This window comes from Verrucosispora sp. FIM060022 (genome assembly GCF_003977705.1).
Lineage (GTDB): Bacteria > Actinomycetota > Actinomycetes > Mycobacteriales > Micromonosporaceae > Micromonospora > Micromonospora gifhornensis.
Genome location: NZ_RQIV01000011.1, coordinates 161,958 through 184,981, shown reverse-complemented (window position 1 = coordinate 184,981; position 23,024 = coordinate 161,958). Strand labels below are relative to the sequence as shown.

Sequence of the window (23,024 nt, the reverse complement as noted above, 5' to 3'; positions counted from 1 at the left end):
TCTAGTTACCCCCAAGCACTTGCCCGGAAATCCTCACATTCATCGATGGGGGGCAACAACCAGCCGAACAGATGCCGTTATTCGACCGCCCTACCGCTTTCCTTCCCAGCGGAAGAACCGCCGTGTGGTGATCACACCCACCGCCCACCAGACACCGAGCACCGCCGCGTCCCGGGGCAGCGCGCCGCCGCCGTAGAACGCCGCCCGGACCGCGTCGGCCAACGCGGTGACCGGCAGCAGTTCCGCGATCGTCCGCAGCCAGTCCGGGAAGACCGACAATGGCACGAAAATTCCCGAGCAGGCGAAACAGGCGAACAGCACGGGAATGCAGAGAATCTGAGCGCTCTCCGCATTGGGGATGAGCGCCGTGTAGGCGGCCGCCAACACGGCGAAGACCGCGGTCCCGTATGCCAGGGCCACCATCAGCAGGAGCGGATTCTCCGGCGCCGGCACGCCCAGGGCGAGCAGCCCGATGGTCAGCAGCAACACCAACTGCAACCCACTGAGGACGTACGCGGTGAGCACGTTGCCGGCCAGGATCGACCGGTTCGGCAACTCGGTGCCGCGTAACCGTTTGAGGATCAACGCGTCCCGTCGGCTGGTCAACGTCACCACCAGGGTGGTGAACGTGGAGTACACCGTGATCATGGCGATCATGGCGGTCAGGAAGTGACCCCGGTAGGGCACCCCGTCCCAGTCCAGGCCCGCCGGCACGGTGAACGGGATGCTGACGCACATCGCCACCGGCACCAGGAACGTCGGCACCACCAGGGCCCGGTTGCGCCAGAACAGCCGCTGCTCCAGCCGCCACACCGCCACCGACCCGCCGACCACCGTCACCGCGCTCATCGGTGCCCCACCTTCTCCGGCACGGCATCCACCGGACCGCGTTGCCGATCCTCGGTCAGCCCCAGGTAGACGTCCTCCAGGCTGGCCGGTCGGACGGCCACCTGTGGCAGCACCCGACCGCGGGTCGCCGCCCAGGCGAACACCTCCGCGGCCGTCTCGTCGAGCCTGCGGGTACGGATCACCACGCGACCGGCGGCGTACTCGGCCGGCCAGTCGGCGGGCAGATCCTCCGGCAGCCGGTCCGCCGCGAAACTGACAGTGCCCGTCCCGGCGGACAGCACGGTCGGCAGGTCGCCGGAGACCGTCAGCCGTCCGGCCTCCATCATCAGCACCCGACCGGCCAGCCGCTCCGCCTCCTGCAGGTAGTGCGTGGTCAGCAGCACGGTCGTGTCTGCCTGCGCCAACCCCTCGATGACCTGCCAGGTGTTCTGCCGGGCCTCCGGGTCCAGCCCGGTGGTCGGCTCGTCGAGGAACAGCACCCGGGGCCGGTGCAGGATCGCCAACGCCAGGTCCAGGCGGCGTCGCTGCCCGCCGGACAACCGGCCGACCCGGATCCGGGCCTGGGCGCGCAGGTCCACCAGATCGAGCACCTCGTCGCGGGGCAGCGGATCCCGGCCGAACCGGCGCCACGCCTGCACCGTCTCCGCCACGGTCAACTCACCGAGGAAACCGGCCTCCTGCAACATGATGCCGACGTGGCGGCGCACCGTCGCCCGGTCCCGGTACGGGTCGCCGCCGGCCACCCGTACCCGCCCCGAGGTCGCCGCCCGGTGCCCGGCCAGCACCTGCATGGTGCTGGTCTTCCCGGCACCGTTGCGGCCCAGCAGGGCCACCACCTCGCCGGGCGCCACCTGGAAGCTCACCCCTCGGACGGCGCGCACCGAGCCGTACGCGACCGTCAGGTCCTCCACCTCGATCATGACGGTTCCTCCGGTGCGACGCGGTCGTGGCGGGCGGCGCTGAGCAACCGACCGGCCCGTCTCGCCCAGTCCGGGTCGTTGGCGCCGCGCCAGTTGGTCCGGCCCTGGTGCGGATCGGTGCCGTCGGCCCAGCGCGGCAGGCTGCCGAGCATGAACTCGCCGACCGACGACTCGACCTGCCAGTCCAGCCCGAAGACCCGCGCCGACAGGTGGGCGTCGCCGCTGCCGAGACCGCAGGGAGCCAGCCCCATCGCGGTCGCGACCAGGTACGCGGTCTGGTAGGCCACCCCGACGTGCTTGAGGGTGGCCGCGTACCCCATCGCGTCGTACTTCCAGGTCAGCCGGCCGAAGCGGGAGGTGAAGGTGATCAGCGCGTCGGGTGTGGGAGTGCCGCCGGTGGCCTGCGCGGCACCGGCGAGCAGCCCTTGGATCAGCGTCGGATCGTCGCAGACCTGGACCAGCCGGTGTTCCCAGGCGTCGTAGTGGTAGGCGGCCCGCGGTAGACCGGCCACCCGGTGCGCGGTGACGTAGATTTCCAGGTCGCCGGAGGCGCCCCCGGTCGGGTACGGCCGGTCGACGCCCTCGTACGGCATCCGGTTGTCGTGGTCGGGCCCGTACACCGAGCGCACCCGACCGACCCGGTAGAGGAACTCGCCGAGTTGCGCAAGCGTCATCGGCTCGACACCGAATCCCCGCACCGACCGACGGGCCTCCTGCACCAGCACCAGCGGCGGATCGGTGGCCCGCAACGCGTCGAAGTCCGGTCGGGGCAGTACCACCGCCGGGCCGGCCGGGGCCGGTTTGACCGGCGGCAGCGGTGGCCGTACGTCGACGAACGGGAAGGTGGCCCCGAACGACTCGTCGGTGCGCCCGCAGCGGCTGCGGGAGTGGAAGTACAGCTCATGCGGATCCCACTGGTCGGCGGCCGGGTCGACCGCGTCGGTGAGCTGCGCGGCGGCGAGGAAACCGACCAGGTGCCGGATCGCGGTCTCGTCCAACCCCAGCCGGGCGGCCAGGTCCGCCACGGTGCGCGGCTCGGCGAGCGCGCCGACCAGGGCGAGCGCCTGCTCGTGCAGCACACCGACCCGAAACGGCGCGAGCCCCGACTCGACCACCATCCGGCCGTCGCGGCGGCGCAGCAGCGCCAGCCGGGACAGCGCCACCGGAGCATTTCCGGTGTACGGGCGGTGGGTGAACCGCAGGTCGCCGGTCAACGCGGTCACCCGCAGCCAGCCCGGCTCACCGGCCGGACCGATCTGCTGCTCCAGCGCGTTGCCGATCCGGTCGAGCAGCCAGTGCAGCCGAGCCAGCACGGCGATCTCGTCGTCGGTCGCGGTGGCCCCCGCGGTGGCCAGCGCCAGCCGTTCCAGGTCGGTCGGTGTCACCTCGGTCGTGGCGAGGGCCTGCAGCACCGCGACCATCGGCCGGTCGCGTTCGCCCACGGCGACCCGGCCGAACCGGGACCACAGGGCGAGCTGCCCGCCGCCGGAGGTCAGCCGGCTCGACGGGTCCAGCCGCAGAAGTCGCTCGTACGGCCGGGTCGACTGGGTCAGGGTCATCGCACCCCTTTCAACAACCATGGACGGGGTCACAGGAACATCGGAATGGGGTTGAGGGCGTCCTCCGGCGTGGCCCGGTCGAGCCAGCCGAGTCGCACCGGTACGTCGTAGAGCCGCCCGGCACCGAACCGGGCCCAGAAGTGCCGCATCCCGGGCACGATCACCTTGACCACCGGCAGTTCCAGGTCGGGCCGGGTCTGGTCGAGCACCAGCATCTGCATGCCGGCCCGCTCGACGAGCCCGCGTACGGTGTCCACGTCGGTCTTCAGGTCGTCAGAGGCCAGGTTGCGGTGCGTGGTCGCGGTCGACACCCGCGCCGACGGCGCCAGGTAGCCCTCCGAGGCCAGCGTGGCGTGTCGCCACCAGCCCTGCTGGACCGGGTCCGGATAGGCGTAGCCGCTGCCGTCGGGCTGCACGTCGATGACCGCAGGCAGGAACTGGTTCATCTCGCTGAGCGCCCGCTGCACCGCGGTCTTCGCGTCCAGGTGGGCGCCGAAGGCCATCAGGATGTCCTCGGCCGGCTTGTCGGTGCGGCGACTGATCGCGGCGGCCACCGGAATGCCGAGGTCGGCGGTCAGATCCAGCACCCACAGCTCGCGGTTGAGCCCGGCGTAGACCTCGCGGAACTCGTCGAACCACGGCTCACCGAAGCTGTCCAGGTCGAACCGGGGCATGTTGAGCCGGTTGTACCACCACAGCGCGACGCTGTCGCGTTCGACAAGTTCCAGGAAGCCCTGCAGCACGGCGTCCTCGATGCTCGACCCGGCGGCGTTGCCGTTGGAGCAGGCCGACGCGAACAGCTCACCGGGCCGGCTCGGGTACTGGAAGTACAGGTGCGCGGTCGGCACGTGGAAGTGCCGCTCGTGGGTCAGCGACCAGACCGGGCTCCACTCGATCGGCCGGTCGGCCGGCAGCGGGTCGCAGACGATCTGGAAGCTCGACCGTTGCGCCGCGTTCCACGCCACCCGGTTCTCGTGCTGCCGGGGGCTGTAGAGCTGCAGGTCGTTCGGGGCCAGCGCCCGGTCGCCCAACTCCGCCAGGGTGGCGGTGATCCGGGGTTCGTCGCCGACGAACAGACCGCTGTACCGTTCGATCGCCTCGCAGATCGCGCTGGCCCGGGCCTGGGTGTCGGTGGTGCCCTTGCCGGCCGCCATGCTGCGCAACCCGCTGCGCAGATGCCGCAGGTTGTGCACCCGGCGAGCGAAGTTGTGCCCCGCGTAGTACCCCTTGACGAAGTCCCGGCCGGTGGCGAAGGGACGCAGTTCCCGCACCACCCCGGTGACCGAGCTGACCTGCGGCGAATACCGGGCGAGCACCTCGTCGGGCCGCTGGGCCCGGTGGCCGCCGTCGCCGGTGTAGGTCTTCGCCCGCGACTGCAGGCGTACCGGTGCGGCGAACCGCCGGGCGACCAGTTCCGGTTCCCCGCAGGACGGGCACTGCGGGCGGCGGTGCAGCGGATGCCGCTGGGTGTCGAAGTAGATCGTGTCGAGGGTGAGGATGCCGTTCTCCTGCTCGGTGCCGAGGCCGGCGACGTGCTTGACCGCCTCCAACGCGGTCAGCCGCGCACCGATGTCCCGGGTGGTCGGCAGGTCGGCCAGCGGCACCCGCAGCGGGCCGACGTGTTCGAGCTTGTCGCGCAGGTACTCGTCGACCTGCCGGTGTCCGGCCAGCCGGAACGCCACGCACGCCCAGCAGCCGTGCTCCCGGCTCGCCGGCTTGAACGTCGGGCCGATCCACAGCACCGAACCGACCGGCTTGGTCAGCAGCCACGGGCGGCCGCTGCGCAGCGCCGCGTCGTTCAGCTCGGCCAGCTCCGGATTGAGGTAGTTGTCGGTGGCCACCACCGACAGGTCGACCGGGCTCGCCGGGCCGGCACCCACCGGCGTGACCCGCAGGCCGGCGGCCCCGAGCGCGGCCAGCAGCGGCTCCGGGTCGACCTCGCCGACGACCGACAGGCCGACCGTGGCCGCGGCGAGCCGGTCGGCCACCACCTCGGCGCTGGTACCGGCCATGTCCCAGAAGGCCGATTCGCGTTGCGGCAACTCGGGGTCGACCCGCAGCACGACCCCCATTCGGATCAACCGCTCGATGAGGTAGAGCACCCGCTCCGGCGGTTCGTCGGCCAGGGCGTCGAGCACGTCGTCGACGTCGTGCTTGCCGTCCAGCAGCGGCAGGACCCGCTCGGTCAGCTCGCCCTCGATGACCTGGTGGCCACGCTCGGAGAACACGTACACGGCCTCACCAGGCAGGTTCTCCACGCGCAGGTTGCGGCGTACCCGTGGACGGATCGTCATGGCATCTCTCCCGTCAGCTCATCGTTCGAAGCGAGGTAACGTCCTCTTCGGCCAGGGCCAGGCAGGCCAGCCCGGCGGCCGCGAGACCGTCCACGGCGGACAACTGGGTCCGGTCGGCGCGACGCCGGTCCGGGAACCAGCGGCCCTGGCTGGCGCGGCGGCTCAGCAGCGTACGGGCGGCGGCGTGCGCGGCCGTGTGCTGCTGTTCGTCGCCGTCGCCCCGCCAGGCCGCCAGGCCCAGCTCGATCCGGTCGAGCAGGTCGACGCTGGACGGTGACCCGGCCGGCGTCGGTGTTTGCGCCTGCGCGGGCCGGGCCCGGCCGAGTGCCGCCGCGGCCACCGTCGCCGCCAGCAGCGCGCCCGAAGTGGACCCGACAGCCGGCGCCAGCTGCTCGTCGTCGATGCTCAGGCCGTTCCGCTCGGCGTAGCGGGCCAACGCCATCGCCACCCCCGGCGCCCCGGACGGCAACGCGTCGAGCAGCGCGACCCCGGCCGGGTAGGGCGCCGGCACGCCGCCCGGCAGTTCGGCGAGAAGCTGCTCGTACAGGCTGGCGGCGAGTTCGTCGGCCGCCGTGCAGGGCTGCGCCTCGGTGAGCTTGAGCAGGGCCAGCAGCAGCCCGGCCCGGCCGGTCACCGGGTCGGCGACGCTCGTGCCGGCGGCCAGCAGGTCACGGGCGGTCGGCACCAGGCTCTGCGCCTGGGCCAGCAGCTGCGGGTCGCCGATCACCTGCCCGCAGCGGGCCAGGGCGTAGATGGTCGCGCCGATGCCGACGAACCCGCCGACGGGCTGCCGACCACCGGCCATCCGCCGGTAGAGGCTGGCCTGCCCGGCGACCGTGGTGAACTCGGTGGTGGCGGCCAGCGCGTCCTGCGCGAACGCCCAGTAGGTCGGCTTGCCGGTGGTCTGGTAGAGCTCGGCGAGGAAGACCGCGATCCCGGCGGTGCCGGTGAGCAGGTCGCCGTGCAGCGGTTCGAGCTGGTCGAGCCCGAACGCCGGGTAGTGGACCGCGCCGACCCAGCCGTGCTGCCCGTCGCCGACCGGTACGGCGGCGGCGATGATGTCGTCGGCCGCCGCGCAGGCGCCCGCCAGGAGCTGACTGTGGTCGACCTCGGCCCGGAACGCCTTCGGGTGGTAGACGGAGATGCCCAGCAGCGCCGGGTCGCGGCGACCGTCGGGGTCACCGGGCGGCGGGGCCCAGATCGGCCGGCCGCCGGAGGCGAAGTCCAGGCAGGCGGCCAGCGCCTCCTCCGGCATCGGGGCGCCGCACTCGGCCCGTTCGACGAGTTCGTCGAGGCGGTCCCGCAGCCGCTGCCAGGCGGTGCCGGAGAAGTGGTTCTCCACCCGGGAGCCCTCGGGGGTACGGACCGTCGAGGTCATCGGCTCGGACTGGAACAGCGGGATGTCCAGCCGGCGCAGCGCCTCGATCTCCCGCTCGATCATCTCCAGGCTGTCGGTGCGGCGCGGGTCGGTGTGCAGCACCTCGCGGGCGCCCCGGAACAGCCGGGCCAGCACGATCTCCCGGGCCACCCCGTCGGTCAACGCCAGCGGCCCGGACGCGACCTGGAGCATCGTCAGGTAGTCCCAGGTGCTGCGCCAGATGTAGCGGACCCGGGCCTGGGACAGCAGGTGCAGGGGGCCACGTTCGGCGGCCAGCGCCCGGGCGTTGGCGACCAGGCAGGCGTCCATCTCGCGGTAGCCGGTCAACACGTCGTCGGCGTGCGCCGCCGGGTCGACGTACCGGCCGTCGACCATCGGCCGGTACGGCGGTGGCTCCCACCCGTCCGGGAAACCGTCGGAGTCGACCGCCAACTGTTCCTGCATCGGCGCGCAACAGCCGATGTCGTGTGCCCGCCGGCCCGGCACCCCGATCCTCGGGTACGACACGACGGCGGTCTTCGCCACGCTCTCCTCGATCTCGTGCCAGAGCGCCTCGGCGCGCGGGCCGAGCAGCACCGGCTTACGCATCCGGCCCTGAAGCACGTTCTCCAGGTCGATGAACATCGGCCGTTCGCCGATGGCGATGAGGTTGTCCGCCCACAGGTCGCGGCACTCCAGGAGCTGGGCCAGCCGGGTGAGCATGCCGAGCCGCCGGTAGAAGCGGGCCGGGTCCTCGCCGCTGACGCAGGGCCGCGCCACGACGTACTCCTCCCAGCCGTAGCCGTCGCGCAGCAGCACCCGCCGGGTCGTCAGGTCCAGCGGCAGCCCGTGGGTGTTGAGGAAGGTCAGCACGTCCATGAAACCGGCGACGCTGCTGAGGTTCTTGGGCTTGTAGACGACCCGCTGGCCGCCGGCGAACGACAACAGGCTGACCGTACGGCCGCTGTCGTGCAGGTCACCGGAGTCACCGGAGTACGAGGCGAGGGCGCCCGGGTCTGCCCAGGCCCACAGTTCCCGGCGCAGCATCGGCAGGTCCTGGTGCAGCCGGTCGAAGATCTCACCGACGGCCCGCTTGTAGTTGAGGCAGGTCACCCCGATCAAATACGCCAGACCCGGCAGGCTCTCCAGCCGGCCGAGCCAGCCGAGCCGGCTGACGTCGATGCCGGCGCGTCCGTACCAGTTGACCGGGGTCGCCGCACCGTCGGCGATCTGGAGCTCGAAGCCGAGCGCGGCGTGACACACCTTGATCAGGCGTTGCACGAGCTGACCGGTGACGTCGTCGGCGGCCTCCGGTGTCAGGGCGACGCCACGCAGATTGTTCTGCCGCAGCCCGGTCAGCCGGATCGCCGCCCGCTGGAAGGAGACGAACACCCCGCCGACGAGTTCGGCGGCCGGGTCCTGTGCGGCGGTGGGCGGCTGGGCGAGCAGGAAGTCCACCAGGGCGTACGCCCAGTCGGGCAGCTTTCCCGGGTCGCGGACGACCACGTCGACCAGGCCGGCGCCGAGATCCCGATTGGTCTGCTGGCGGTGCAGCAGCAGAGCCCGCAGGGACACGTCGTCGTCGGCGACCGCGGAGCGCAGCCACCGCTGCGACCGTTCGGCCAGCTTACGACGCCCGCCCGTGCGGACCGGAGCGAAGTAGACGCCGGCCTCCCGCTCGTCGAACGGTGCGGCCAACGCGATGACGTTGAGCAGTCGTTCGTCGGCACCGCCGAGACCGAGCAGGGTGTCGGGAGCGGACATCGCACCCAGACCGAGGGATGCGCTGGTTGTGGTCATCAGGTGACCTCCTGCCTGGCGACGAGTCGAGCGAACAGCGGTGCGGTGGCGACCAGATGGTCGAAGGTGCCCTCGGCCACGATCCGGCCGTTGTCCAGCACGTAGATGCGGTCTGCGGCACGGATGGTGCTGAGCCGGTGGGCGACGACGATCCGGGTGACGTCGAGGTCGGCGATGCGGTCGGTCACCTTGCGTTGGGTGATGTTGTCCAGCGCGCTGGTGGCCTCGTCGAGCACCAGCACCGGAGGCTGCTTGGCCAGGGCGCGGGCCACCATCAGCCGCTGGATCTGACCGCCGGAGAAGGCCTTGTTGTCCTCGCTGACCATGGTGTGCAACCCCATCGGCATGTCCCGCACCTCGTCGGCCAGACCGGCCAGCCGCAGGGCCTGCCAGACGGCTTCGTCGGTGAGGTCCTCGGTGCCGGCGGCGACGTTGTCCCGGATCGAGCCGCGTACCGCCCGGGCCTGCTGGAGCACCACGCCCAGCTGCGCCCGGACCGCCCGTACGTCCAGCTCGGACAGGTCGCGCCCGTCGTAGCGGACCGCGCCGGAGCTGGGCGGGACGAGGCCGAGCAGGAGCCGGATCAGGGTGGACTTGCCGGCCCCGGACGGGCCGACGACGGCGATGAACTCACCCGGCTCGGCGGTGATGCTGACCCGGTCGAGGACGGGCCGACCGGTGCCGGGGTAGGTGAAGGTGACCTCGTGCAGCTGCACCCGCCCCCGTAGCCGACCCGGATCCGCCGCGCCCGGCGTGACATCCGGCGCAGCGGTCAGCACCGGCACCAGCCGGCGGTACGCGGCGACCAGGGAGAACGCCGAGATGACGCCGCCCTGGAGCATGCCGACCGAGGCGGCGAACTGCCCGACCGCGATGCTGGCCGCGACGAAGGTGCCGAGCGCGACGTCCTGGCGCAGGGCGACCACGATGCCGAGCGTGGCCAGCAGGGTCGGCTGCAGCGCCGCCGAGCAGGCCGCCACCCGCGCCTGCCAGCGCAGCGTCGCCGCGTCGGTGGACCGCTGCCGGGCGTATCGCTGCGCCCAGCCGGCGAAGATCCGCTCCTCCCGGGCCGCGACCTGGATCTTCTCGATCGCCAGCAGGGCGGTGTGCAGGAAGCCGGCGACGGCGGCGAACGCCTCCCGGTTGGCCAGCTCGTGGCGCTGCTGGCGGATGGCCGCGTAGCTCGCCGCGGCCATCAGCAGCAGGGTCGCGACGAGCACGCAGCCGCCGACCACCGGGTCGACGAAGATCAGTGCGGCCAGGCTGACCAGCCCGAAGGCGCTGCCGAGCACGCCCGCGGCGACGCTGTCGGACAGCGCCTTGCGCATCTCGGTGACCGAGTTCGCGCGCTGCACCAGGTCGCTGGTGCCCATCTCCTCGAGTGCGCGCAGGTCCCGGCTGAGCAGGTGGCTCCAGACTGCCGGCTCCAGGCGTAGCTGCAGCCGCCCCTGCAGCCGGACCAGGGCGGCGTTGCGGGCCGAGAGCAGCAGCGCGTTCGCCACCACGAAGCTGGCGATCAGCGCGGCCAGGCTCCACAGCAGCTGTCCGCCGACACTGCCACCGGCCACCCCGGTGATGATCCACGCCGACAGGAACGGCAGGACACCGCCGATCAGCGCGGCGAGCAGCCCGGCCGTGAGCAGGAAACGCAGGTCGGGCCCGGCGCCCCGCGCGGCGAAGCGGAGCAGGTGACGGGTGGTCACCGGCGGCCCGGCCGACAGCGGAGGGTAGACCTGCCAGGCGGTCCGGTCGTACGCGCCGGCGTCGGCCGCGGTGACCCGACGCCCGTCGGCGGTGCGGTAGCCACCGCGGGCCGGCAGGAGCGCCACGGCCGGGCCGGAAGCCGGGAAGACGATCAACGGTGCTGCGCCGCGCCGGTACCAGTGTCCGTCGAGTCGTACCTCGGTCCAGTGCAGACCGGCGGCGCGCAACGCCGCGACCAGCCCGGTGCCGGGGGTGGGTGCAGGCAGGTCGTAGTGGGCGGCGAGGGTCCGCGCGGCGTCGTCGTCCGGTCGCTCGGGCCGTTCGGCGGCGGCTGCGGCGAGCCGTCGCCAGGCCTCGTCGACCGCGGCGAGATCGGCAGCCGCCCGGCCCACGACGGTGTCGGTCCGCTCGGCGGTCAGCGTGTCCGTGGTCGGATCGACGGTGGTCATGCCGACCGTCCGTCGGTGGCCAGCCGGCGGTAGACGCCGTCGGTGTCGATCAGTTCCGCATGGGTGCCGCGTTGCACGATCTCACCCCGGTCGAGCACCAGGATCAGGTCGGCGTCCCGCACGGTCGAGATCCGGTGGGCGATGAACATGCAGGTGACCCCCCGTCGGCGAAGTGCTTCCAGGACCGCGAACTCGGTGGTCGCGTCGAGCGCGCTGGTCGCCTCGTCGAGCACCAGCAGCGGCGGGTCGGCCGCCAGCGCCCTGGCGAGTTCCAGGCGCTGCTGTTCACCGCCGGAGAGGTTGCGGGCGTGTTCGTTGACCGCGCCGTGGTCCAGGCCACCGCGCTGCTCGACCAGGCGGTCGATGCGGGCGTCGACCAGAGCGGCGCGCAGCCGCTCCTCGGGCAGGGTCGGATCCCACAGCGTCAGGTTGTCGCGCAGGTTGCCCTCGAAGAGTCGCAGCTGCTGCTCCACGTAGCCGATCGACGCGGCCAGCGTCCGGCGGGAGTACGTCTCGCGGGGCCGGCCGTCGAGCAGCACCGCCCCGCTCCACGGCTCGGCCGCGCCGACGGCCAGCCGGGCCAGGGTCGACTTGCCGCTGCCGCTGACACCGACCAGGGCCACCCACTGGCCCGGCTCGACGGCGAACGAGATGTCCCGGACCAGCGGCGGGCGGTGCCGGTCGTAGCCGAAGCTGACCCGGTCGAACTCGATGCGGCCGGACAGCCGGGCCGGCTGCGCCGGTTCCGGCGGCGCGTCCGGCGCCAGCACGGTGGCCCGGGCCGGATGCGGGGTGGCGGCCAGGGCGTCGTCGATCACCGAGACGTGCACCCGGGTCACCTGGATCTCCGAGCCCAGCCCGACCAGCAGCCCGAGCGGGGCGAGCATCGCACCGCCCACCAGTTGGGCGGTGAGCAGCGTACCGAGGTCGATGCGACCGGCGGCGACGTCGTGCGCGCCGACCAACGCCAGCCCGGCCAACGCGGCCGGGCCGACCGCCGCGCTGAGCGCCATCACCCCCAGCGTCGCCGAGGCCAGCGCGTTGGCGGCGTCCAGGGTCCGGCCGGCGGACCGGGCCCAGGAGGCGAAGAGCCACCGCTCGGCGCCGTCGGCCTTCACCGACTCGATCATCTTGAGTCCGCTGTGCGCGGTGCTGTCCCGCCGCAACTGCTCGAACAGCAGCCGCTGCTGATGCGGTCCCGCCCGCCGCCGGACCACGTTCAGCAGCACGATCTGTGCCGCCATCGCCAACGACATGACCACCAGCAGCCGGGGTGCCAGATAGCCGATGAACAGGCCGTACCCGGCCACGGTCACCGCGGCGGCGGCGGGCAGCACCACCCGCTCGGACAGCGCGATGGCGAGGCCGTCGTTCATCTGGGTGCGGTTGACCAGGCCGCTGAGGTGCCGACGGTGGAAGAACTCGCCGGGCAGCCGCAGCAGCGCGGTCAGGTAGCGGCTGGAGAAGCGGGTGGCCATCGCCGCCAGCGCGGTGGCGAAGATCCGCTGCTGGGCCCACCCGGCCAGCGCGGCCAGCAGCGCACCGCCGACCAGGATCGCCAGCAACGCCGGCCGCCAGGCCAGGTCGCCGAGGATCAGCACCCGGTTGAGTACGGCCCGCATGGTCAACGAGGCCAGCAGGGTGGGCACCGCGGCGACGCCGCCGAGCAGCGCCCCGGCGAGGATCATCGGCGCGTACGGCCGGATGCGCTGTGCCACCGCGCGGGCGAACGGCCAACGCTCACCACCCGGCTCGAACTCCGGCGTCGGCGTGGCGACCAGCACCGGGCCGTTGGCCCGGGTGGCGAACTCGGCCGGCGTCAACGGCAGCCGGCCGACGGCCGGGTCGTTGATCCAGGCCCGACCGCGCCGCACGCCCTCCAGCACCGCGTAGTGCCGGCCGTCGAGGAACACCACCGCCGGCACCGGCACCCGGGAGGCCATGTCCAGGTCGGAGGTCTCGATCCACCGGCCGGTGACCTTGAGGCCGTAGCCGGCGGCGGCCCGCGCGAACCCGGAGGCGGTCATTCCGTCCCGACCGACCCCGCAGCGGTCCCGCAGTTCGGCCAGCGGCACCCGCCGGCCGTGGTGGGTGAGGATGATGCTCAGGCAGGCCGCACCACAGTCGGCGTCCTCCATCTGCGGCGTCTCGACGGTGCGTACGGCCCGCTGCCGGCGTGGCTGCGGCTGCGGTTCCTCCGCCGGCGGCGTGGTGGCCTGGCTGTCGGCGAGCACGACCATCAGCGACCACCTCCGAGCAGTACGTCGACGGGCCGTTCGGCACCGACGATGAGGTCAAGCCGGATCGGGGTCAGGGTGGCGCCCGGCCAGGCCGACACCCCGAGGTCGACAAGCACCGGCCGGACCAGCCGGTCGTCGTCGTGGCCGGGCAGCCGCCCGATGCCGTACCGGGCGGCGAGCTCGGCCGTGCTCAGCGGGTACGCCTCGACGCGGGTGACGGTGCCGGTCAGGCCGGCGCCGCGGACCTGCGCCCCGGCCGGGATGGCGGCCGGCTGTCCGGCGTCGAGCAGCAGCAGCGCGGACAGCCGCTGATCGGCGCGGTCGACGACGCCGAGGGTGGCACCGCCCTTGACCTGGGTGCCGGGGCGGGCGGTCAGGGTGGTGAGGATCCCGGCCACCGGGCTGGTCACCGTCACCGCATCGTCGTCGTCCTCACCCTGCAGCGTCAGCAGCACCTCTCCGGCCGCGACGGGCCGGCCGACGACCGCGCTGACCGAGGCGACCGTCGCCGAGGCCGGTGCGGTCACCAGGGTCGGACCCGCACCGGCCAGCAGGATGCCGTCCAGCGACACCGTCGACTCGATCCGGGCGGCCACGGCCCACGTCGTGCCGGCGCCGAGCGCCAGCAGCACGGCCGCCAGCAGGGCCCAACTACGTCGAGTGGTCAGGCGTACGACGTCGTCCAGTTCACCGGCTCGTGGCATGGAGCCTCGCCTCCGCTCGCCTCGACAGGGGCTCGCCGGCCGGCGTGACCGTCACCGGCAGCGAGTCGTACGTGTTCAGGGCGGCGGTGTGCCGCCGCCGGGCCGGACCCGCTCCCGCCCGCAGGTGCTCGTACGCCGCCAGTTGTCGCAGCACCTCGGCGGCCTGGACCCGGGCCATCGCCGCGCCGAGGCAGTGGTGCGGCCCGCGCCCGAACGCGAGATGCCGACCGGCGCGGCCGGGCCGGAACTCGTCGGGGTACGCGAAGATGGCCGGGTCCCGGTTGGCCACCGCCCAGAGCAGGAACACCGGATCGTTGGTCTCGATCACCTGACCGTCCACCTCGATCGGTGCGAGCGACCGCCGGGCGGCCAGCCAGACCGGGCTCTGCAGGCGCAGGCACTCGTCGACCACCTCCAGGGCGTGGTCGGGTTCCCGGCGCAGCCGTGCGGCCAGCTCCGGGCGGTGCAGCAGCTGCGCCACACAGATCGAGATGGCCGCGGTGGCCGTCTCCAGGCCGTTGATGAACAGCAGCACCACGAACGAGACGAACTCGTCGTGGCTGAGCCGGGCATCGGCGCCCTGGGCGGCGTCGAGCAGTTCGGCGACGAGATCACCGCTGCGGTCGCGGCGTTCCGCGGCGAGATCGTCGATGAACCGGGTCATCTCGTCGACCTGGCGGTGCACCTCGGCCAGCTGGTCGGCGGACTGGCCGAAACGGAACAGTTGGCCGGTCAGGGTCCGGGCCCACGCGTCGACCCGGGACCAGTGCTCGGTCGGCAGGTCGAGCAGCCGGCAGGTGGTGAGCACGGGCAGCCGCTCGGCGATCGCCGGCACCACGTCGAACTCGGCGTCGCCGGCCTGCGCGATCAGGCCGGCGACGAGGTCGCGTACGGTCCGGTCGAGGGCGTTGGTGCGGCGGGCACTGAACGCCCCGGACACGAGCTGCCGCAGCCGTCGGTGGGCCGCACCGTCACGGAAGCTGAGCATCCGACCGAAGATCGACTCCAGTCGTTCCGACTGGGTCAGGGGCAACGGCGGGTCGCCGGCCCGCGGGTCGATCACCAGTCGTGGGTCACCGGCCAGCCTCGACACCTGCTGGTAGCCCGACACCAGCCACAACCCGGCGGTACGCAGAACAGGCGCCTCGGCGTGCAGCCGCCGGTAGAGGGTCGGGTCGTCGCGGGTGGACGGATCGAGCAGCAGCGCGTGCCCTGCCGAGGGCAGCCCGGACATCGGTGTTACTCCGGCAACGGCGTGCCGACCCAGCAGAACGTGCCGAGGCAGAAGCACGGAACCGGCTCGGTCGGCCCGGTGGCCAGGTTCTCCACCCGTAGCAGGTCCTGCGGGGCCCCGGCCTCACCGTCGAGCCAGGAGGCCGCGAGCGCGGCGGCCCGCGCACGGATCACGCTGATGCTGTCTGCTCCGAAGTCGCGCATGTCGTCTCTCCTGAAGTGGCGCATCGTGGTTCATGCACGGGCGAGCAAATCCGGCTAGGATGAAGCCAGCTGTGGGTATCTGGACTACCCACAGCTGTTTCATGTCGGCTGTCCCGCGAACGGCCAGCCCGTCCTCACCCGGTTGCTCTCCGTGCCACTGTCGGCTCGGCTGCGTTGCGGATCAGTTTTCCCGCACCCCCTCACCAGCGGTAGGGCACCGCGCACCTCCCACCCATGACACTTGTCATCCCCCCACCACCCCACCCCCCTCACCCCGTCGATCTTGCACTTTCCGTCGCGACATAAGCCGCAGAAGTTACGTATCGGCGACCATGAGTGCAAGATCGGCGCGGAGAGGGCGGTGAGGGCGGCTTAGGGTGGGGTGGTGGGAGGTTCGGTGCAGCGTTCGACCACGGTGGCACGCCTTGGGTCGGGGGCGGTGGAGTACCGGTTGGAGCGGCGGGGCGACACCGTCGTGGTGGTTCTGCGCGGTGGACACTTGCGGGCCGGGCTGGCGTGGGACGAGACCGTGTTCGCCGACGCGGACATCACCGTGCTGGCGCCATCGCGTCCCGGCTACGGGCGGACCCCGCTGTCGACCGGTACGACCAGAGCGGGGTTCGCCGACGTCACCGCTGAGCTCTGCCGGCACCTCGGGATCGACAAGGTCGCGGCCGTGCTCGGCATCTCCGCCGGCGGCCCGACTGCGATGACCGTCGCCGCCCGCCACCCTGACCTGGTCGAGCGGCTGATCCTCCAGTGTCCCCAGGGCCCGCACTGGCCGGGGCGTCGTGATCGGTTGCTGGCGAACCTGATCTTCTCGCCGGTTGCCGAACGGCTGACCTGGAGTGGGCTGCGCTGGCTGCTGCGTCGTGCACCGGATGCCGGCCTGCGGATGCTGCTCGGCGGGCTGTCCACCGTGCCGCCCCGGCAGTTACTGGCGGACGTACGGCCCGAGCATCGCGCCACGTTGATCGCCCTGTTCTCCGCGATGCGCTCCGGTACGGGCTTCCGCCAGGACCTGCGACCCTACGTCGACGTCACCGCCGAGATCGGGCAGCCGACACTGGTGATCGCCAGCCGGCACGACGGCGCCGTCTCCTTCGACGACGCCGAGCACCTGGCGTCTGCGATCCGTCGGGCCGTACTGGTCGAGAGCAGGTCCGACAGTCACTTCCTCGAGCTCGGCGTGGACTGGCCCGCCATCTCCGAGGCCATCCGCGTTTTCCTCGCCACCGAGCCGCGCGACCTCGCAGAGCGCGGCTGACTCCGGCAACCAGCGCCGTCAGCCGTCAGCTGACGGCTGGAGCGGGGTTGACCGGCACTATTCTCACAGGGAATAGTGGGGTCATGTCGACCGCACATGTGCTGCTTGGTGTCCTTGCCGCTCAGGGGGTCAGCCATGGTTATGAGCTCAAGCGTGAGCATGACCGCAGGCTGCTCGGGGTTCGGCCGTTGGCTTTCGGCCAGCTGTACACGACGTTGGCTCGGATGCTGCGCGACGGGTACATCGTGGAGGCGGCCCACCAGCGCGTCGGCGGGCCGGACCGGGTGGCCTACCGGCTCACGCCGGAGGGCAGGACCGCGCTCGACGGGTGGCTGAGTCGGGCCGTACCGCCTGCGGTGCATGTGTCGGGCGAGCTGTTCGTCAAGGTCATCGTCGCGTTGCTCGCCACGCCGGACGAGGCGACCGCCCGGTCGTACCTGGCCGCGCAGCGTGCCGCCCACCTGGCCCGGATGCGGGAGTTGACCGCCGTCAAGACCGGCGGCGGCGCCTCGGTGACGGAACTGGCCGCCGCCGACTACCTGCTCAATCACCTCGATGCCGACCTGCGCTGGATGGCGATCACGGTGGACCGGATCGGTCAGCTTCGCGCGGAGGTACGGTCATGAGCGCACCGATCCTGCACGCCGAGCACATCGAGAAGTGGTACGGGCCGACCGCGGCCCTGCGCGACGTGTCGGTGAGCATCGACAAGGGCGAGATCGTGGCGGTCACCGGCCCGAGTGGCTGTGGCAAGTCGACGTTGCTGCACTGCCTGTCCGGCATCCTGGCTCCGCAGCGGGGCAGCGTGCGGTTCCAGGGGCGGGACATCGGCACCGCCGGCGAAGCGGAGCGATCCCGGTTGCGTCGTACCGTCTTCGGGGTGCTCTTCCAGTTCGGTCAGGTCGTGCCGGAACTGACCGGGATCGAGAACGTGACCCTGCCGCTGCAACTCGGCGGCCACAGCTACCGGGACGCCGCGGTACGGGCCCAGGCGTTGCTCGACCGGCTGGGCGTCGGCGACCTGGCCGGTAAGCGGCCCGGCGAGATGTCCGGCGGTCAGCAGCAGCGGGTGGCGTTGGCCCGCGCTCTGGTCACCGAACCGCAGGTGCTCTTCGCCGACGAACCGACCGGGGCGCTGGACAGCCTCGCCGGTGAGCAGGTGATGGTGGAGCTGGTCCGGCTGGCCCGGGAGCACGGCACGACGGTACTGGTGGTGACCCACAACGCGCAGGTGGCCGCGTACGCGGATCGGGAGATCACCATGCGCGACGGCCGCGTGGACAGCGACGGACGCAGCGACAGCTATGGCCCGGACGACGGCGGCGGTGGTCGGGGTGACGGTGACCGGCGGGTCGTGCTCCGCGGGGAGGTGCGGTGAGACCGGGCAGCCTGTTCCGTCTGGCCTTCGTCGGCACCCGCAGCGACCGGGCCCGGGTGCCGGTTACCGCCGCCGGAGCGGCGATCGCGGTGCTGGTGCTGCTCTGCTGCGCCACTGTGCTCAGCATCGAGTCGGCTGCCGGGCGCTACCACAACCGGATGCTCACCCAACCGGGCCTCCTGCTCAACGTCGCGGTGGCGATGCTGCTGTGCAGCATCCCGATCCTGTTCCTGGTCGCCCAGTGCGCTCGACTCGGGGCACCTGCCCGCAACCGCCGACTGGCGGCCCTGCGGATGGCCGGCGCGACGCCGAGGCAGATCACCTGGGTCGCCGCTGTGGAGACCGGGCTGGCGGCGATGATCGGCTCGGTGGTCGGCGTGGTCGGCTACCTCGTCGGGCGGGTGCTGCTCGACCGCCCGGACCCCGCCGGGGTACGGCCACTGCCGACGGACGTGCTGCCGTCGGTCACGGCGATCGTGGCCATCGCGGTCGCGGTGCCGTTGCTGACCACGCTGCTCACCGTCGTCCTGCTGCGTCGGGTGGCCATCACCCCGTTCGGGGTGCTGCGGCAGAGCCGGCAACAGCCGGTACGGGCCTGGCCGACCCTGCTGCTGGGGCTCGGCCTGGGCGGCCTGGTGTCGATAAGTGCGGTGATGCGCAGCGAGTACGTCCGGCAGGGCGGGTTCGGTGCCAACCGTGACGACCTGTTCGTCATCGCGCTGCTCGGCTGCACTGTCGTGATGCTGCTCGGTCTGATGTTCACGGTGGCCTGGATCGGCTACCGCAGCGCCCGGCTGCTGCTGCGGGTGACCCGGCGACCCAGCGCATTGATCGCGGCCCGGCAGATCCTCGCCGACCCGCATGCCGGCAGCCGCAGCTTCACCGTCATCCTGGTCGTCACCGCCTTCGGTGCCGCCGCGATGATGCTGCACTCCTGGCTGGACACCGAGGTGGCGGTGCGGACGGCCGCGATGCTGGACCCGGCGCTGGGCTACGACACCCCGCCCCTGGATCTCGGGGGCACCGCGGCCTTTCGGTCGGAGGTCCGTACCCTCGTCGACGCGGTGCTTGTCAGTCTCATCGGGGTGGCCGCGCTCACCCTGCTGATCGCCCTGGTCGAGGCCGGGGTGGCCCGTCGCCGGGCCATCGCCGCACTGGTGGCCGGCGGCACCCCGAGGGCGGTGTTGGCCCGTGCCCTGTGTTGGCGGGTGCTGCTGCCGGCGGTACCCGGCATCGCCATCGCGGGCCTGGTCGGACTGGCCGGAATGCGGGCCTTCACCACGACCGCCACCGCGGGTTGGGGCCGGACGGTCTGCGTCGGCACGCCGGCCGAGTGCGCCGGGCCGGACGCCGAGCGTCACCTGGAGTATCGCGAGGTCACCCACACCCTTCAGGCCGCGGTGCCCTGGGCCGACATCGTCGCGGTGATGTCGATCGCGCTGCTGGCCGTGCTCCTGGTGATCGGGGCGAGCGTGCTGATGCACCGCTCCACCACCGATCCCGCCGAACTGCGGGCCAGCTGAGCCGCTGACCGGCCGGGCGATCGAGCCGGTGGGGGACAGGCCCGAGGCTTCAGCGGGGTGACCAGGGGACTGTCCTTTGTGGCCGATCCGGGTGCGGAGGCGGGCCACGGGTGTCATAGGCTGCCGTCCGGTCGTGAGCCGGTCGAGGAGTAAGATGGCACGCACTGTCCGTAGTCCGTTGCGCCGGCTTGCCGCCCGGTGCCAGGCCGTCGTCGGCGCCTCCTGGTTCAATCTGGCCAGCTTCGCCGTGGTCATCGTCAACGCGATGGCGTTGGGCCTGGAGACGTACGGCGGGGTGGTGGCCATCGTGGGCACCGCGCTGCGGACGGTCGAGTACGCCTGCCTCACCCTGTTCGTGCTGGAACTGCTGGTGCGCTTCGGTGCCCACGCGCTGGCCCCCGGCGGGTTCTTGCGGGACCGGTGGAACGTCTTCGACCTGGTGATCGTGGTCGCTCCGCTGCTGCCCGGCGTCCGGGAGAACGTGACCCTGCTGCGGTTGCTGCGGCTGGCCCGCATCGTCCGCGCGTTCCGGCTCTTCCCGAGCCTGCGGGTGATCCTGGTCGGCATCCGGCGCAGCCTGCCCGGACTGGCCAGCTTCCTGCTGGTCACCGCGCTGCTGCTGTACGGGTACGCGATGCTGGGCTGGATGCTGTTCGGTGTCGCCTACCCGCAGGAGTACGGCAGCGTGGGGCAGGCCATGCTCACCCTGTTCCTGCTGCTGTCGCTGGACGGCATCACCGACACGCTCCAGGCCGGCCGGGAGGTCACCGGCTGGGCGGTGCTGTACTACGTCTCCTACATGGTGGCCGCCTGCTACCTGCTCACCAATCTGCTTGTGGGTCTGGTGCTGACCGCGTTGCAGGAGGCGCATCAGGACGAGCAGGTCGCCGCCCAGCGCAGCGATCGTCCGCCCGGCGGGCACGCCGAGGACGAGCCGTCGGTCCGCGAGCAGTTGGCCCGGGTGCAGGCCATCATCACCGACCTCGAACGACGGCTGCCGGAGCAGGAGCTCATCGGTCCGCCGGCCACCGGCCGGGTGACCGCCGAGGCCGGCACGCTGGTGCTGTCCAAGCCGCGGGTAAGCCAGCGTTCCCGGGCCAGAGGCCGCCGCAAGCGCCGCTGACCACCGCCGCCGGGCAGAGGGCCGTGCAGGGCCGCTCGGCGCTACCGGGTGGCGGCCAACGTCACCGGTACGGAGACCAGCTTGGTCGGGCTGCCGTCGACGGCCGACACCTCGTACGCCTCGATGGTGCCGGGCTGCTCACGGTCCAGCCGGTAGCCGACGGTGACCCGGTAGCCGCCCCGGCAGCCGGTGCCGCAGGTGGCGGTGGTGAACGCGGTGGCCAGCTGCCGGCCGGCGGCGTCGCGTACCCGGACGCTGACGGTCGCCTCGAACACGTCGGCGCTGCCGCTGACGGTGACCGGGCTGCTCACCCGGTCTCCGATGACCGGGTGGGTGACCACGATCGCGGGCAGCAGGTCGGCGTAGTCGACGCGCCCGGCCGGTGCGGCGGTGCCGAAGGCGACCTGCCGGACGGTGGGGAACTGGGTGAGCGTGTAGACCACCTGCGCCTCGCGCAGCCGTGCGGTGCCCGGATCGAGGGCTTCGGGCAGGCGTACCGTGGCCACCCCGGCCTCGATCCGGCTCACCTCGGCGGCGGGCAGCAGGGTGACCAGACCGGTGCTGGCCTCCGCCGGGTTCGGTCCGGCGACCAGTTCGGTCAGTGCCAGCCGCGAGGTGGCGACGGTGGCGGGGCGGGTGCGACGGGTCGGGACGAGACGACCGTCGCGGACGTACCACAGCTCCAGGGTGAGGTTCGCAGGCCGACTGCTGGCCACGGGCCCGGTGCTCGGCGGCGGGGGAGCGGAGCTGCCGGCAGCCGGCGTGGCGGTGGCGGCCGACGACGCGACGGTGGCGGGCCCGCCGGGCACGGCGCCGGTGGTGGTGGGTACGCCGGTGGTGGGCGCGGCGACGCTGGGTGCCGGGCCGAGCGATCCGGACCGCGACGGCGCGCATCCCACCGCCAGGACCAGCACCACGACGGCAATCCCGGCCGACCGCCGCCGCGCCGTTGTGCCGACCGGGTGCCGGCTCACCCGGCACCGCCGGTGCAATCCGACGAGCCTGCGTCGCACCGATCGGCGTCCAGGCGGTCGGGCAGGTCGAGACGGTCGGGCAGGTCGAGGCGGAACCGGGTGCCGCTGCCCACGGCACTGTGCACGGTGAGCCGGCCGCCGAGCAGTTGGGCGTTTTCCTGGGCGATGGCCAGGCCGAGCCCGCTGCCACCGCCGGAGCGGGCCGGGTCGACCTTGTGGAAGCGGTCGAACAGACGCGGCAGGTGTGCGGCCGGGATTCCCCGCCCCTGGTCGTCGACGTCGAAGACCACCCGGTCACCGGCCCGCGCGACCCGGGCACGGATCTCGCCGTCGCCGTGCTGCACCGCGTTGGCGATCAGGTTGCCCAGCACCCGTTCCAGCCGGCGCGGATCGGTGCGTAACCGCACCGGCTCGTCGTCGACCTCGACTCGACCCTGCCAGCCTCGGGTCGCCACGATCGCGCGCAACAGGGCCGGTGCGTCCACGTCGGCGACCACGACGGCCTCCTGCCCGGCGTCCAGCCGGGAGATCTCCATCAGGTCCTCGACCAGCCGTCGCAGCCGGACCACGTCGTCGACCAGCAGCTCACCGGCGCGTCGGGCGTCGCCGGGCAGCTGGTCGAGGTGCTCGCGCAGCAGCGAGGCCGCGGCCACCAGTGCGGTGACGGGGGTACGCAGCTCGTGCGCGACATCGGCGGTGAACCGGCGCTGGAGATCCTGCGCCCGACGCAGCGCGACGATCTTCGCCTGCAACGCCTCCGCCATCTCGTTGAACGAGGCGGCCCAGTCGCTGAACTCATCCCGGCCCCGCACCGGCAGCCGGGTCGCCAGCAGCCCTTCGGTGATCGCCCGGGCCGCCCGGCTCGCCCGCCCGACCGGTTCCAGGGTGCGCTGGGCGAGGGTGTGTCCGATCGCGGCGGCGAGCACCGTCACCAGGACCCAGCCGGCCGCCAGGGCGTTGCGCAGCCGATCGAGGCCGGCGGCGACGTCGTCCTCGCCGGTGATCACGTACAGCTCGGCGGTGGAGCCGGGAATCCGCCCGCCCACCACGAGCAGCCGGGGCGGCCCGTCGCTGCGCTGGTAGCCGAGTTGTCCGGCCGCGACGGTGGCCCGGAGCGGCTCGCCCAGTGCCGGCGCGTGCTGCGGATGCGAAGGCCACACGTCACCGGTGACCAGCACCACGTGCCGGCCGCTGCCCTCGAAGCTGGTGAGCAGCTCCGTGCGACGCTGCTCGGTCAACGGCAGGAACTGCCCGGCCAGCACCAGCCGGTACCGGGCGTCCGCGGCGGCGGCGTGCAGCGAGGCGTCGTAGCTGGCCTGCCGCAGCAGCAGGTACGACCCGCCGGCGAGCACCCCGGCGGAGACCCCGGCGACCAGCACGAACGCGACGGTCAGGCGGCGACGTAGCCGGCCGGGGCGTACCGGGTCCGTGGCCATCGCCGCCGCC

At 72.6% G+C, this 23,024-nt stretch carries 17 protein-coding genes; 5 read left to right on the top strand and 12 right to left on the bottom strand.

Annotated elements, in window-relative coordinates; genetic code table 11:
* Positions 1 to 90: 90 nt before the first annotated feature.
* Genes EG812_RS25205 through EG812_RS25160 form a run of 10 tightly spaced genes read right to left on the bottom strand, consistent with a single transcriptional unit; the run spans position 91 to position 15,313 of the window.
* A complete protein-coding gene (locus tag EG812_RS25205) occupies positions 91 to 849 on the bottom strand; it encodes an ABC transporter permease (RefSeq protein WP_013733764.1) in 759 nt (252 codons plus the stop codon).
* A complete protein-coding gene (locus tag EG812_RS25200; RefSeq protein ID WP_126713006.1) occupies positions 846 to 1,769 on the bottom strand; it encodes an ABC transporter ATP-binding protein in 924 nt (307 codons plus the stop codon). Before EG812_RS25200 ends, EG812_RS25205 begins: the two co-directional genes overlap by 4 nt.
* Positions 1,766 to 3,328 (bottom strand): SagB/ThcOx family dehydrogenase, encoded by a 1,563-nt coding sequence (locus EG812_RS25195; protein WP_126713005.1) that lies wholly within the window; start codon positions 3,326 to 3,328, stop codon positions 1,766 to 1,768. The genes EG812_RS25200 and EG812_RS25195 overlap by 4 nt, the downstream gene beginning before the upstream one ends.
* 29 nt (positions 3,329 to 3,357) lie before the next feature.
* Entirely contained in the window at positions 3,358 to 5,622 is a 2,265-nt protein-coding gene (locus tag EG812_RS25190; protein WP_126713004.1) for a TOMM precursor leader peptide-binding protein, read from the bottom strand.
* Positions 5,623 to 5,635: 13 nt separating this feature from the next.
* Positions 5,636 to 8,779 (bottom strand): DUF4135 domain-containing protein, encoded by a 3,144-nt coding sequence (locus tag EG812_RS25185; RefSeq protein WP_126713003.1) that lies wholly within the window; start codon positions 8,777 to 8,779, stop codon positions 5,636 to 5,638.
* A complete protein-coding gene (locus EG812_RS25180; RefSeq protein WP_126713002.1) occupies positions 8,779 to 10,932 on the bottom strand; it encodes an ATP-binding cassette domain-containing protein in 2,154 nt (717 codons plus the stop codon). Before EG812_RS25180 ends, EG812_RS25185 begins: the two co-directional genes overlap by 1 nt.
* Positions 10,929 to 13,172 carry an ATP-binding cassette domain-containing protein gene (locus tag EG812_RS25175; protein ID WP_126713001.1) on the bottom strand — a complete coding sequence of 748 codons (2,244 nt, stop codon included), beginning with the start codon at positions 13,170 to 13,172 and terminating at the stop codon, positions 10,929 to 10,931. The genes EG812_RS25180 and EG812_RS25175 overlap by 4 nt, the downstream gene beginning before the upstream one ends.
* The gene (locus EG812_RS25170) at positions 13,172 to 13,876 is read right to left on the bottom strand and encodes a hypothetical protein (protein ID WP_126713000.1); all 705 of its coding nucleotides are present in this window, start codon (positions 13,874 to 13,876) and stop codon (positions 13,172 to 13,174) included. Before EG812_RS25170 ends, EG812_RS25175 begins: the two co-directional genes overlap by 1 nt.
* Positions 13,860 to 15,110, bottom strand: coding sequence for a cytochrome P450 (locus EG812_RS25165; RefSeq protein ID WP_126712999.1), 1,251 nt, complete (start codon positions 15,108 to 15,110; stop codon positions 13,860 to 13,862). Before EG812_RS25165 ends, EG812_RS25170 begins: the two co-directional genes overlap by 17 nt.
* A gap of 5 nt (positions 15,111 to 15,115) precedes the next feature.
* Positions 15,116 to 15,313, bottom strand: coding sequence for a hypothetical protein (locus EG812_RS25160; RefSeq protein WP_013733773.1), 198 nt, complete (start codon positions 15,311 to 15,313; stop codon positions 15,116 to 15,118).
* Between the two features lie 397 nt (positions 15,314 to 15,710).
* Between EG812_RS25160 and EG812_RS25155 the strand changes: the two genes are divergently transcribed.
* The 5 genes from EG812_RS25155 to EG812_RS25135 all read left to right on the top strand — a co-directional run bounded on the left by EG812_RS25155 (position 15,711) and on the right by EG812_RS25135 (position 20,604).
* Positions 15,711 to 16,580, top strand: coding sequence for an alpha/beta fold hydrolase (locus tag EG812_RS25155; RefSeq protein WP_126712998.1), 870 nt, complete (start codon positions 15,711 to 15,713; stop codon positions 16,578 to 16,580).
* 83 nt (positions 16,581 to 16,663) lie between these two features.
* The gene (locus EG812_RS25150; protein ID WP_126712997.1) at positions 16,664 to 17,206 is read left to right on the top strand and encodes a PadR family transcriptional regulator; all 543 of its coding nucleotides are present in this window, start codon (positions 16,664 to 16,666) and stop codon (positions 17,204 to 17,206) included.
* Positions 17,203 to 17,958 (top strand): ABC transporter ATP-binding protein, encoded by a 756-nt coding sequence (locus EG812_RS25145; protein WP_013733776.1) that lies wholly within the window; start codon positions 17,203 to 17,205, stop codon positions 17,956 to 17,958. The genes EG812_RS25150 and EG812_RS25145 overlap by 4 nt, the downstream gene beginning before the upstream one ends.
* Positions 17,955 to 19,481: an FtsX-like permease family protein gene (locus EG812_RS25140; RefSeq protein WP_013733777.1), complete on the top strand. Its 1,527-nt coding sequence runs from the start codon at positions 17,955 to 17,957 to the stop codon at positions 19,479 to 19,481. The genes EG812_RS25145 and EG812_RS25140 overlap by 4 nt, the downstream gene beginning before the upstream one ends.
* Before the next feature lie 154 nt (positions 19,482 to 19,635).
* A complete protein-coding gene (locus tag EG812_RS25135; RefSeq protein WP_013733778.1) occupies positions 19,636 to 20,604 on the top strand; it encodes an ion transporter in 969 nt (322 codons plus the stop codon).
* 41 nt (positions 20,605 to 20,645) lie between these two features.
* Here EG812_RS25135 and EG812_RS25130 read toward each other — a convergent pair whose 3' ends face one another.
* Both EG812_RS25130 and EG812_RS25125 read right to left on the bottom strand, forming a co-directional pair.
* On the bottom strand, positions 20,646 to 21,521 hold the full coding sequence (locus tag EG812_RS25130) for a Gmad2 immunoglobulin-like domain-containing protein (RefSeq protein WP_233579624.1): 876 nt from the start codon (positions 21,519 to 21,521) through the stop codon (positions 20,646 to 20,648).
* Between the two features lie 53 nt (positions 21,522 to 21,574).
* On the bottom strand, positions 21,575 to 23,014 hold the full coding sequence (locus EG812_RS25125; RefSeq protein WP_126712995.1) for an ATP-binding protein: 1,440 nt from the start codon (positions 23,012 to 23,014) through the stop codon (positions 21,575 to 21,577).
* Positions 23,015 to 23,024 lie beyond the last annotated feature (10 nt).